Source organism: Paenibacillus sp. FSL R10-2771 (genome assembly GCF_038000205.1).
In the GTDB taxonomy this organism is placed as follows: domain Bacteria; phylum Bacillota; class Bacilli; order Paenibacillales; family Paenibacillaceae; genus Paenibacillus_AQ; species Paenibacillus_AQ phytohabitans.
In genome coordinates this window covers 3,095,617-3,108,049 of sequence record NZ_JBBOBM010000001.1, presented here as the reverse complement: position 1 = coordinate 3,108,049, position 12,433 = coordinate 3,095,617, and the positions used below count along the sequence as shown (strand labels likewise).

Genomic DNA, 12,433 nt, shown 5'->3' with positions numbered 1-12,433 from the left:
GAGGAAAAATGAATAAGACGATTGTTTATAGTGCACCGGGTGGGGCCATTAACACAGATGACTTTGCGGTGTATGTCAGGAATCCAGGACAAGCTTGGGAGCAGCTGTTTGTGTACGAGGCTAAAGTAGATATGCACCATGTGCGGCAGGCTTCTATGGCCTATTTTGATATGAGCGGAAGGGTAGAAGTACGGATCGAGAGCCTGAAGCAGAGCATTCAGGAAGCGGTTATTCGTCCGCTGTCGGCTAACCTTTCTTTTGAACATACTGAGAAGACACTTTCCTTCACCCTAGACCGGCCTCTGAAGTTATCGGTAGAGATCAACGGGGAGCGGTTCAGCAATCTTCATCTGTTCGCAAATCCCATTGAGACGGATACGCCGGACCCGGTGCAAGATCATGTTCTCCTGCTTAAGCCGGCCATCCACCGTACGGAGGATATTTACCGCCTGCTGGCAACACCTAAGGTGGACGGTGGCAACCTGCCGGATACAATCTATTTCGCTCCGGGGATGCATTATTTGGAGCAGACGCTGCTTCAGATTCCTTCGGACACGACCGTCTATATTGCCGGCGGGGCAATTGTTGTCGGTTCAATGGTCTGTGACCATGTGAAGAATGTCTCGATACGCGGCAGAGGCATTCTCTACTTGTCTGACTTTCACCGCTTCTCGGCATTCCGCGGAATCCGCATCGTCTTCTCGGAGAATATCTCGGTTGAAGGGATTATTACGCTGGATCCTCCGCATTACAGTATTTATTTGGGACAATCCCAGCATGTGCATATCCAGAATTTCAAATCATTCAGTACCCGGGGCTGGTCCGACGGCATTGATATGATGTCTTGCTCGCATATTGATATCGACGATGTGTTTCTGCGTACTTCAGATGATTGTATAGCCATATACGGCTCACGGTGGGATTACTATGGTGATACCAGCCATATTAGCGTGCGGAACTCTGTATTCTGGGCAGATGTCGCTCATCCCCTGATGATCGGAACCCACGGGAACCATCGGGAGAATGGAGACACTATTGAAGATATTCTATTTGAGAACATCGACATTCTGGAGCACCATGAACCGCAGCCGAATTATATGGGAGCGCTGGCTATCAACGCAGGTGATAATAATTCGGTCCGGAATGTGGTCTACCGCAACATCCGTGTCGAGAATATTGAGCGGGGCCGTCTCATCGACCTAAGAGTAGTATGGAACAAAGACTATAATCCCGTACCAGGCTTCCGGATCGAGAATATCAGCTTTGAGGATATCACTTACAATGGCGACACCAATCATCCAAGCCAAATCTTTGGCTATGATGAAGAACGGACAATCAGCAATATCAGCTTCACCCGCCTTTCAGTAAACGGCAGACTAATCCTTCAGCCAGAGCCAGGAATTATGGAGATTAATGAGTTTACCCGTGGGGTCTCATTTGACACTTAGGATACAACTGAAGAGCGGGAGTTGAGAATTTACAGCGTTATACACGGGTGAATCTTCCAAATTCAACGATACCGTTCAATTTTATAGTGGTTATTGCGTTCACAATCAGGGGAATCAGCCCAATCTGCCGAGACCGCAATCAGCGGCAGAACGCCGGGCAGCTACACTTATGTGGCCGAGCTTGTGAACACAGCGGAATTACCCGCAGCGCTGAAATGCTAGTCATCGTCACGAAATAGAATGTCCCAATGACAAATTATAAATATTGCAGGTCGTGGTATTATAACTCTTAATGTGCCGCTTGGCAGATCTTATACGAACGAAAGCGGCCTTTAATAGGTGCTGCCATCGAACAACTACTACGTAAACAAACCGTGGGTCCTCCGTTGCTTGTAATAATAACACTAAAAACTCCCTCACCAAGTACACGGTTAAGGAGTTTTCATTTTATAGTAAAACCGCATACTCCATCATTTAAGATAACTTCATTTTTCTTATGATTAAGTAGCTTATTTAATACTGTTAAGCCAATCCCAAGCATCACCGATCGTCTGATCCTGAGACGAATCAGCGGAGGGAGAAGCTGGGGAGAGTGTGTCCGGAGTAGCAGATCCGCTATCTGAAACAGCTTGTCCGTTAGCAGGTAATACACGGCGTGCTGTTGTATAATGTGAATCCCACCAGCCTGTATCCAGAGCAGTAATGGTCACTCCATCTTCTCCGTACGTATGAAGTATTTTACCGTTGCCCATATATACAGCTACATGGTGAATCGGAGAATAGAAAAATACAAGATCGCCAGGCTGAAGCTCATTTCTTGGCACAAATGTTCCAGTTGTAGACTGGTCTTTGGAAGAACGGGGGAGTGTGATTCCATTTTGTTCGAAAATAAACTGCGTGAATGAAGAGCAGTCAAAAGAACTCGAATCCCCTGACTCTGCACCGTATTCATAGCGGACGCCCTGATATTTCAATCCTGTTGCAATGACCTGATCGGCAACGCTCGTAGATGCGGAGTCTGAGGCAGATGTACTTGTTGCCGCATATGCTGTACTGCTGCTGCCGGTCAAGCCGGTTGCGCCAGTAAGCAAGACCACGCCTAAGCTGATTACGATACTTAAGTTGCGTAAACGTCTTGTGCCGTGAGTTGTATTCATATATTACCTCCTGTTGTTGCAGTTTGGTTAATTGTCTGATTCAACTCTAACACAGAATTTATTAACATTAATTGTTAATGACTGCGATTTCACTTCTCCTTCAAGGCTTACAAGCCGTTTATTAAAAAAAGATTACGATTTTGTCATTATTTTTTATTGACATGCCTGGTACAGGGAGCGCTTGTTGGAGATTGGGCATTCTCTCATGGAGATGAAGGACACCACCGGATTCACCATTTCCTGCAGTGCTGGACAGAAACGTCGTTGAGAGAATGAGGGCTGCAGTGATCCAAGCAGCTGTTTCTTCCGGGCAAGCGAGAGTTAGCTGTTGACTTGATGGATGGAGTGTCGTAATCAACCCAACAACGGGAAAGGCTGTGTATTTCATTGTCCATTAACTGCAAAATTGTAGGTGAAGGATTCCCGGTAGTTATTTTGCATGGCTGGTCTTTGGATCGCAGCATAATGTCTGTATGCCTTGAGCCAAGAATGATGGAAGGGGAATTAGGTAAATAAAGATACATTGGAGTGGATTCAAGAACAATGGTCATATCGATTTAGTCTGATGTTTTTTCTATTTCAAAAATGAAAACATATGTGCCGGCAAGGATATCCATGGATTATCCAAAAAAATATCAACTGATTAATTACGTTAAGTTCTTATATTAAGAAGCATGATTATTAAAAACAACTCCAATTGAGTTGTTTTTTTATTGCTAGAATAGGGGCTTTCGGCAATGGGACTAAGTTCTTTCACAAGGGACTATGTTCTTGTTCACAAACATGTTGTTGTGTCGTTAACGACAGCAACTGTCAGCGAAGGGCTTAATCAAACTCAAAGACATATGTACAAAATACGGGTTTTGTGAAGTAGTACTAGGTAAATAAATAAGACCAGCCTAATTCAAGCTGTTTCGATCCGTTTTTGCATCTGATTTGTCTTATTGTACTTGTGTACTTTTAATGCTGATTTAATCCTCTTATCTTTACATAGATCGTTTTCTAAATTGTTTTTATTTTTTCTTTTATCGGCACAACACTTTTCATTTAGTTAGTATCGTCATCAAAATATTGTTAAAGTTTATGACACTCTTAATTAGGCTGTGCTTGATGATTATGTAACTCGATCGTCTGAATTATCCCGTGAAGCTTAGGTTATTCCTAATTCAGTCTTAATTATAATCCTGAAACTCAGTATCATAATTCGACCTGATTTATTTGACTCTTGTCAGACTCTTGTCATATAGTTCTAAGTTAGTCCTCTTAAATGATTAGATATTAATTTCATTTAGACAATTGCTAACAATTATCCGTTATAAGTTCTACCCTTAGTTCTATTAACTGATTACGAACAAGTTACATCTTCAATAAAATTCCCACCCCCTCTTTCATACTAATTTATTTACACATATTGTAATTAATATATCAATGCTATTTCAAAATTATTTATGGAATTCATAAGTCCACCCACAATACAAGATCCCTAACCCATTGGAGATGGCGTTGCCGTCTGATTTTCCAGAAAAATATTGTCAAATCCTTAATGATCATGTCATTATAAGTAGGTTCGTATTATAAATAACATTAAAGGGAGTGTGTATTTGAGTCGGTTTAATCTAGTTCTCATCTTTGTTTTATCCATCATGATAGCTTTTCTCCTGGGGATTTATGTGGCCCCTAGCATTGACCCGCGTCTGAGCGGGCAGACTGTGGCAAATAGTCCCATTGCGGCAGAAATCCCGCCGAGCCCTACTGAGATCCCCTCTGCTGCTGCAGTAGACGTCGCACCTGCACCTTCTCCATCCCTGGAACCCGTTGTCTTGGAAGATATGCCATCGGACAATGATACGGGTACCATCAGTGATGACTCTGCCGGCTATGACGCTGAGGAGCTACCGGCAGACGTCCCATCCGGAGAAGGCATTGGAGAGCCCATTGATTTCATGTACAGCATGAACTCAGCCGATGCTGTTAAGCTTACCTGGGAAGCCTACAACCTAACCGGAAAGACAATCAATTATTATACAGCTCATATCAGCACGTATAATCCGGTGGGCGATCCTTCTTATGATCAGCTGAGCGGTGAAAGCAACTTTCTCGTTAAATACGTGGGGCCGGTTGAGCCTGATGAGACTTTATTTATTTACAGTGACTTTACATACCAGAATACCCTGGACCGGATTATCATTGACCAGCTTACTCTTCAATATGATGACGGTACTATAGAAACCTTCGACTATGGTTACGAAACCACCGAAGAACGCAGCTTTTAATCGGAAGACTCAATTGGCGCGCAACTTCAATGGGTTCTATCCGATTTCTCTTAGGCTCGTCCAGAAGCCTGGAGCGATTTTGATTCGATCTGTAAAATGAGCGTTCATGGTTGGCTATCTCCTAAAACAATATTCAATTGCAAATGGTCCACGGAGCCCGTGGACCATTGCTTTTTCTGATTCTAGTCTAGCCGTCGAGCAGCGTCATCTGTTCTTTCATATAACGCGTGCCGTGAACGACATTCTTGGGGCTGACCTGATCGATTCGTTCGAGGTCCTCCTTCATGAGAAGGATATCAGCCGCGGCCGCATTTTCATCCAGGTACTTGATACGCTTCGTACCCGGGATAGGCAGCGCCCCGTTGGCAATCGTCCAGGCAATGGCCAATTGGGATGGTGTACAGTTCTTCTCCATCGCGATTTCCTTAATCTTGTCGACAACCTCAATGTTCTTCCGGAAGTTGTCTCCTTGGAACCGCGGCATCCATCTGCGAAGATCGCCTGCGGCAAGATCCTCGAAAGTGCGAAGCTCTCCGGAGATAAAGCCCCTGCTCAGTGGACTGTAGGCCACATGGGTAATCCCCAGTTCTCTTACGGTAGGGAGTATCTCCTCTTCGATGTCACGGCTCCAGAGCGAATACTCACTCTCTAGCACAGAGATCGGATAGACGGCATGAGCGCGGCGAATGGTTGAAGCGGAAGCCTCAGACAGGCCGAGCGCCCGAACTTTGCCTGCCTTGACCAAATCTGCCATCGCTCCGACCGTCTCCTCTATCGGGATTTGCGGATCGACGCGGTGTTGGTAGTATAGATCGATGTAATCCGTATTCAAACGGCGAAGACTATCCTCCACTACCTTCTTAACGTAATCAGGATGGCCACTGATGCTCTCGTAATTTGGGGTGTACGAGAACTTGGTGGCGATAATGGCTTGCTCGCGGCGCCCTTGAAGAGCACGGCCGAGCAGCTTTTCGTTATGCCCGTTCCCGTACACGTCCGCGGTATCGAACATCGTGACGCCAATGTCCAAAGCGCGATGGATCGTTTGGATCGACTGTTCGTCGTTAGTCTCCCCGTATATGCCTGGAGACATTCCCATAATTCCCAGTCCGATCGAAGAGACGGGGATATTGCTATTGCCCAGAATTCTTTGCTGCATTTGTTAATCCCTCCTTCTATGTTTGTTGTCGCTCTGACTCTTCCATCTTGATTAACAGTTGGCTCTCGGAAGGGATTCTCCCTTTCTCGATGTCTTCGTATATCGACAGTTTGTTATTGACAGCGTCGAGCGCTTCGGCCAATTCGTTCTGGCGGCGAAATAAATCTTCCTTGTAATGGTTCAAGATCGCTTTGCGCTGTGGAATCGTGGAATCACCACCCAGTGCAAGATTCACCATCTCCTTCAGCAACGACAGCTTCATCCCAGTCGCCCGGAAACATGTCATCAACCGGATCCAATCTAGGTGATCTTGTTCGAACAGTCGATTCCCGTTCTTATCTCTCTTAATGTAAGGGAGCAATCCCTCCTTCTCATAAAAACGAATCGTATGAGCCGGGCAACCAAGCCGCTCTGAAGCTTCTTTGATCGTGAATGCCATGGGCCGGATCGCTCCTTATCGGTTATTTTCATACGGAATCGGCTGGTTCTTTCTCATCCTAAACCTTAAAGTACACTTTAAGGCAAGCGTTATTTTGGGAGAATAAACTGCCGATTGGTTGTTAGATTCTTAAGTTGCCGTATCATACCTTCACAGGATTAACAATCCCGTAATATACAATATCCTCATATGAATCGTTCTTGTAAATATGATCTTTCAGTGTCCCTTCATAGCTCATTCCGCACTTTTGCATGATTTTACCGGATGCCGGATTAGATGCGAAATGACGTGCGTATACCCGGTGGTAATTCTTTTCGGTGAAAACAAATTCAATAACTGCCCGGGCTGCTTCGGTTCCATAACCTTGACCCCAATGGGCTTCCCCGATCCAATAAGCGATCTCACCGTTATGATATGGCTGATGGTTGGAAATGCCGACTGCTCCATACAATTTGCCTGTGTTCCTATCTGTGATTGCGAATTCATACATCCGGTCCAGGTCAAAGTTCTGCTCATGATTGGCCATCCAGGACACAGCGCATTCTAGTGGATACGGATACGGCAAGGTCAATGTACTCCGGTAGATATTGTAATTGTGACAATAGTCTCTAACTTCCTCCGCATCCGCTGGCTTAAATAGGCGCAGAAGTAATCTGTCCGTTTCAAGGGTCCGGTCTGTACGGTTATATTTCATCTGACTTCTCCTACTCTCTATATCATATAATGAACAACTATGAAATTCTTGTATATTGAAACCCCTCAATCAACATAACTATTCTCAAAAATATCCATAAAAGCGGTCACCAGTTGCGATTGCGTTACTGTATCCGCATCTTCCGTCTCCGTCAGTTGCCATCCGTATGTACCATACTGCTGATAGTTCTCCATAGACAAAGGACGCAGCTCAAACTCTTTGCGGATAGCTTCAATACCTGCAGCATAATCAATCTTCACCCGGGCGAACACCTGTTCTGGGTCCTTGAAAACTGCATAACCTTTGCGGTCTGCCCCAATGTGATATGCCGGATCATCTCCCCACTGCGTAATGTCTACAGAACCTTTGATTCCCGGAGCACCAATCACATACTCCCTAACATACTTATTCTTGTTACCGGACTGAGAATGGTTCGAATACACCCACAGTGCGGCCAATATCACGAATGACAGCAAAGCCAAACAACCCATAACCTTAGATTTATTCATAGATTTCATGAGGCTTATCCTTTCCTTATATGGATGCAACAAAAAAGCGGATGCACCAGGACCGTGAATCCAGCCTTTGACTGCCGCTTTTGGGAGAAACAAATCAAAAGATCCACACCATTTAAACAGGCCAAGAATCAGAGACGATTCCCAGCCTGCCTTGTTGCCAGCTATACTAAACCTTATGCCGCACGGGTCAGCTTACGGACAACCTCCTGGCTGTACTTGCGCTTGGTGATGAAGTAAAAGCTGAGCTGGAATACGAAATAAACCGCGACCACAATCGTTGTGTTCTTCATGAATTCGCCAATGATGTCGGACCCGCTCATGACGTGGGTGATCAGATAGATGAAGCAGTAGCCGAAGATGCTGCCCAGCAGCAGCGGAACAAAGAAGGTGATGAGCAGCTCTGCCGATACTACCGACCTTATCTCCTTATCACTGATCCCAATCTTATACAGCTTGCGGAAAAAGACGGTGGCGTTCCCGATTTCGGTATATTGCTTGAAATACAGCACCATTCCGCCTGCTACAAAAAACAGTACGCCGATCAGCGAGGTGACGAACACGAAGAGTGAATAGTTCTTCTTCAGCTCCTTGTAGGCATCTACTTTGGAGGCTACTGCAAACATTTGCCCGCTTCCATCCTTATCCGTAGCATTCAGCGTATCCTTGAGCTTCTGGACAACCCCTTCTGTCCCTTTCCAGGCTGTAAAATCAATTCCGTAGTGGGTACCCATTGCATTCGGGCTTACCTTGGACTCCATATTCTTGTAATCCTCATTGCTCACTACGATCCCGGAGCTTGTCGGATAAGAGCTCGCTGTGGCAAACCAATCCGCGTGATAGGATGATTTCACCTTATAATTGAAGGTTTGCGTACCATCCGTGAATTGAATCGCTTCCCCTTCGCCAATACCATGGGTACCCGGCTCCCAGGCCGTAACAATATTAAGAACTTCCCCGGTGCCAACCGTTACCTTCTCCCCGGTCAGAGAGTTGTACATGTCCTGCGACACAATCGGCTTCGTCTTCAGGACATCGTATTTATCTCCTTCCAGATTCATTTTGAGATTCAGGAAGCTGGTTTCCTGGACCGACTTCAGCGGCTCGGAGGACTGCTTCAGCACCTGCTCCAATTGTCCGCTCTCCAGCACATGCACGCCGGCTACCGAGATATACTCGATATCATACTTATTTCGTTCCGCGATGCTCTCCGACAGCTGCAGCAGCGAGAATGGCGAAGCAACAAGAAAGATAGTCATCCCGCTGAGAATGCTCAGAATGAACATAATCCGCTTGTTCTGATTGAATTTATGATTGATTTCGGTGATGGACAGGATATGCCGGTAATAGAATTTCTTATTCTTCAGGAAGCTGATCAATGTGTTCCCAAGATGGGAGATGACCATGTAAATCCCGATGAAGCTAAGCAGGATATAGGTAATGATCATAAAGGGATTCGTATTCAGACTTTCGTGATTGGAGATTACCACCAGGAAGATGATCGAGGCCACAACCAGCCCCACACCTACCAGCCCAAGCCGGGTATCACTTGTCTTCGCCTGGTTATCCTGCTTGCGGGAATCCTTCATCAGATCTGCGATGTCCAGCTTACCGACCTTAACACTTGAAATCATCTGTGAGGCGGCAAAAATCACGGTAAATACAACCGCAGTGACGATGAAGCTTGCCGCGCTGAGTGAGTAGGACACCCCTTGCAGATCCAGCAGATCAATCGCCACATTCTGGAACAGCCGTGAAAAGATCGCGCCCGTGATAATCCCGGCAATGAGCGAGGATACACTGATAATCAGATTCTCCAGCAGGATGATCTTCTGCAGATCGTTCTTGTGCATCCCTAGCGACATAAAGATGGCAAATTCCTTGCTTCTCGACTTGATGAACGAGGAATGCGCATAGTTGATGAAGAACACCGAGAACAGGGTCAGTGCAGCCAGACTCAGCATTAGCACAATCTGGATCACATCCTCTGTCGCCCCTTCCCGGATGCTGTTATTGAACAGCAAGGCGGCATAGAGGAAAAAGATCGTAATCGCAAAAGCGCTGCAAATGAAATAGGAGAAGAAATTCCGCACATTGCGTTTGAAGTTCTTAATCGTGACATCTCTAAAGGTCATTTCGTTCCCCTCCGATGATCGCCAGGCAGTCGAGGATTTGATCAAAAAACTCCTTGCGGACCCCGCTGCTGACAATCTCCATGCTGATGGCACCGTCCTTGATGAAGATGATCTTTTTGCAGAAGCTCGCGGCGAAGGCGTCATGTGTCACCATCAGGATAGTGCTCTCCCGTTCCTGGTTCATCTTCTCGATACATTTCATCACTGCATTGGAGGACTTGGAATCCAGGTTGCCTGTAGGTTCATCGGCGAAAATAATATCCGGATCATTCACAAGCGCCCGGCTGACCGCCACCCGCTGCTGCTGGCCGCCCGATATGTTGTAGGGATACTTGCCGGCGATTTCCTCAATGCCCAGCAGCTTCATAATCTCTTCACTTTTGGCTTCCATTTGCGCTTTGTCCCGCTTGTCAAGGATCATGGGCAGCATGACGTTCTCCTTCAGTGTCAGACTGTCCATCAGATTGAATTCCTGGAAGACAAAGCCGAGATGCTGTCTGCGGAAGAGCGCCATTTCATTCTTATCCAGGGAGGTGATATTCTTGCCCCCGATAAAAACCTCGCCGTAGCTCGGCTTACCGATGCCGCTCAGGATATTCAGCAATGTGGTTTTGCCGCTGCCCGAGGGGCCCATGATGCCGATAAACTCCCCCTTCTCTACGTTAAAGCTGACGGAATCCAGTGCCACTGTGGAATTCTCGCCGTTCTGCACACCATAAACCTTCTTAACCTCTTTAACTTCCAGTACTACGCTCACAGTTTCATCTCCCGTTTGTCATATATTTATCCTCAATTACAGCTTATAGCTTCATTGTAGTAGACACTGGATTCCATATCCATCCATTTACATTACGTTATCTTTCATTTTTGAAAGGTAAGAAATCTGCACTTCTGTACCTTGATTGACTTCCGAGGTAATCGTGAGACGGTGTCCCAGCTTCCGGGCTATTTCTGAGCAGACATAGAGGCCGATGCCTGTCGCCTGGTGATGGGTACGTCCGTTTTTTCCGGTGAAAAAGGGCTGGAAGACCCGCTGCAAATCGACGGGCTCAATGCCGATCCCCTCATCCCGGACGGACAATACCACCTTGTCGCCACGCTGCTCAATGCGGAAGTGGATGGATTTCGCCGCTTCGCCCGAGTCAGAGTATTTAATTGCATTGGAGATAATCTGATCCAGCATCGCGGTATTCCACTTACTGTCCGTCATGACCATGATACGCTCGTCCTCACATTCGATCACCGGGTAGACATTATTATAGATATATTGATTCCGCTTGCTGTTAATCAGGCTTCTGAGTGATTCCAGCAGGTTGATAGGCTCCGGATTATAGTCCCGGGTGAAATGCTCCAGGCGGAAGAACTTCAGCATCTGGTTCAGCATGCTAAGGATTTTATCCTTCTCTTCCTCGATATGCTGCAGGGCCAGGGCATGGCCGGTGGGGTTCATTTTGCAGTTCTGCAGAATGAGGTCGATGACTGACAAGGGCGTTTTGAGATTATGTATCCACTGCGAGATGAACTTATGGGTGTTGTCGGCCTGGGCTTTGACCTCATAGATCTGGTCCTGATAGCTATGGTGTATCCGGTGAATGAGCTGAATAACGGCTTGCTGCTCGTACGAATAGCCCTTCTCCTCAATCTCGATATTCTCGGATAACCGCTGTATTTCCCGGTGGGTGGAGACGTATTTGATCAAGCGGAAGCACATAAATATAATAAATACGTAAAAATAGATGCTAAGCAGGTACATGAGCTGGATATTGCTGCTGATAAAGAAATTGCAGTATACGCTCACCAGGATATGGCTTAAAAAATAGACAAGGGTGAACGACAGATGATCACGCATGAAACCCCGAAACAGCTTAATGCTCACTGGCGGGTCCCTCCGATCATAGCCGAATCAAAAATGTAACCCACGCCTCTTTTGACTTTGATCACATCCTGAAAGCCGAGACTGGCCAGCTTGCTTTTGACCCGGGTGACATTGACCGTCAGCGTATTATCCACGACGAAATGCACATCATCCCACAATTCTCCCAGCAGTTCTTCCCTCGTGACAATGGTATCCTTATTCTCCATCAGCTTCTTCAGCAGCTTGTATTCATTCTTGCTGAGCTCCTCTACGGCTCCTTTGCAGGAAATGCTGAAATTACGGTCATCCAGATGAATCGGCAACGGCTCCTTCTCCGGCTCCGGCTTGCCCGCATACTCCCCGTAATTCCGGCGTATGATCGCCATAATCTTCGCCAGCAGCACTTGAATATTCAGCGGCTTCACGATATAATCATCCGCTCCCAGCTCCATGCTGAGCACCTGGCTGGATTCCTCATCCCTTGCAGAGATTACAATAATCGGCACCGTTGTTTTCCTTCTGAATACCCGGCAATAGTAGAACCCGTCATAATAAGGCAAATTCAGGTCAAGCAGCACAAGCTGCGGCGCTTCCTGCTCGAAGATCTTCTCCACCTGCAGGAAATCCGCAACCTCCACCACTTCATAGCTGTATTTGCGCAGGATATCGGTCATCAGGGTTCTGATTTTGATATCATCCTCGACGATCATGATCTTGAACAATTGGCTCACCTCTTAGCAGCCCGGGCAGTCCTGAGA

General features: G+C 46.4%; 11 protein-coding genes and 1 pseudogene. 3 read left to right on the top strand and 9 right to left on the bottom strand.

What is annotated here, in order from left to right; translation table 11 throughout:
• The first annotated feature begins 8 nt into the window (after positions 1 to 8).
• Together NSU14_RS13395 and NSU14_RS13390 are read left to right on the top strand one after the other, a co-directional pair.
• Entirely contained in the window at positions 9 to 1,448 is a 1,440-nt protein-coding gene (locus NSU14_RS13395) for a glycosyl hydrolase family 28 protein (protein ID WP_340945367.1), read from the top strand.
• 93 nt (positions 1,449 to 1,541) lie between these two features.
• Positions 1,542 to 1,670 (top strand): hypothetical protein, encoded by a 129-nt coding sequence (locus tag NSU14_RS13390; RefSeq protein WP_340945365.1) that lies wholly within the window; start codon positions 1,542 to 1,544, stop codon positions 1,668 to 1,670.
• A gap of 422 nt (positions 1,671 to 2,092) precedes the next feature.
• Here the strand turns inward: NSU14_RS13390 and NSU14_RS13385 are convergent.
• Positions 2,093 to 2,605, bottom strand: a pseudogene (locus tag NSU14_RS13385) (C40 family peptidase); the annotation flags it as partial.
• A gap of 1,643 nt (positions 2,606 to 4,248) precedes the next feature.
• Between NSU14_RS13385 and NSU14_RS13380 the strand changes: the two are divergent.
• Positions 4,249 to 4,878, top strand: a complete 630-nt coding sequence (locus tag NSU14_RS13380; RefSeq protein WP_340945361.1) for a hypothetical protein — start codon at positions 4,249 to 4,251, stop codon at positions 4,876 to 4,878.
• Between the two features lie 187 nt (positions 4,879 to 5,065).
• Here NSU14_RS13380 and NSU14_RS13375 read toward each other — a convergent pair whose 3' ends face one another.
• The 8 genes from NSU14_RS13375 to NSU14_RS13340 form a co-directional block, all read right to left on the bottom strand.
• Positions 5,066 to 6,037, bottom strand: a complete 972-nt coding sequence (locus tag NSU14_RS13375) for an aldo/keto reductase (protein WP_340945358.1) — start codon at positions 6,035 to 6,037, stop codon at positions 5,066 to 5,068.
• A 16-nt stretch (positions 6,038 to 6,053) separates the two neighbouring features.
• Complete coding sequence (locus NSU14_RS13370; RefSeq protein ID WP_042137599.1) at positions 6,054 to 6,476, bottom strand: MerR family transcriptional regulator; 423 nt, start codon at positions 6,474 to 6,476, stop codon at positions 6,054 to 6,056.
• 142 nt (positions 6,477 to 6,618) lie between these two features.
• Positions 6,619 to 7,170, bottom strand: a complete 552-nt coding sequence (locus tag NSU14_RS13365) for a GNAT family N-acetyltransferase (RefSeq protein ID WP_340945354.1) — start codon at positions 7,168 to 7,170, stop codon at positions 6,619 to 6,621.
• A 65-nt stretch (positions 7,171 to 7,235) separates the two neighbouring features.
• Positions 7,236 to 7,679 carry a hypothetical protein gene (locus NSU14_RS13360; RefSeq protein ID WP_340945351.1) on the bottom strand — a complete coding sequence of 148 codons (444 nt, stop codon included), beginning with the start codon at positions 7,677 to 7,679 and terminating at the stop codon, positions 7,236 to 7,238.
• Positions 7,680 to 7,861: 182 nt separating this feature from the next.
• A complete protein-coding gene (locus NSU14_RS13355) occupies positions 7,862 to 9,820 on the bottom strand; it encodes an ABC transporter permease (RefSeq protein WP_340945346.1) in 1,959 nt (652 codons plus the stop codon).
• A complete protein-coding gene (locus NSU14_RS13350) occupies positions 9,810 to 10,577 on the bottom strand; it encodes an ABC transporter ATP-binding protein (protein WP_039291976.1) in 768 nt (255 codons plus the stop codon). The genes NSU14_RS13355 and NSU14_RS13350 overlap by 11 nt, the downstream gene beginning before the upstream one ends.
• Before the next feature lie 87 nt (positions 10,578 to 10,664).
• The gene (locus tag NSU14_RS13345; RefSeq protein WP_340945342.1) at positions 10,665 to 11,696 is read right to left on the bottom strand and encodes a sensor histidine kinase; all 1,032 of its coding nucleotides are present in this window, start codon (positions 11,694 to 11,696) and stop codon (positions 10,665 to 10,667) included.
• Positions 11,693 to 12,397 (bottom strand): response regulator transcription factor, encoded by a 705-nt coding sequence (locus tag NSU14_RS13340; protein WP_340945340.1) that lies wholly within the window; start codon positions 12,395 to 12,397, stop codon positions 11,693 to 11,695. The genes NSU14_RS13345 and NSU14_RS13340 overlap by 4 nt, the downstream gene beginning before the upstream one ends.
• Positions 12,398 to 12,433 lie beyond the last annotated feature (36 nt).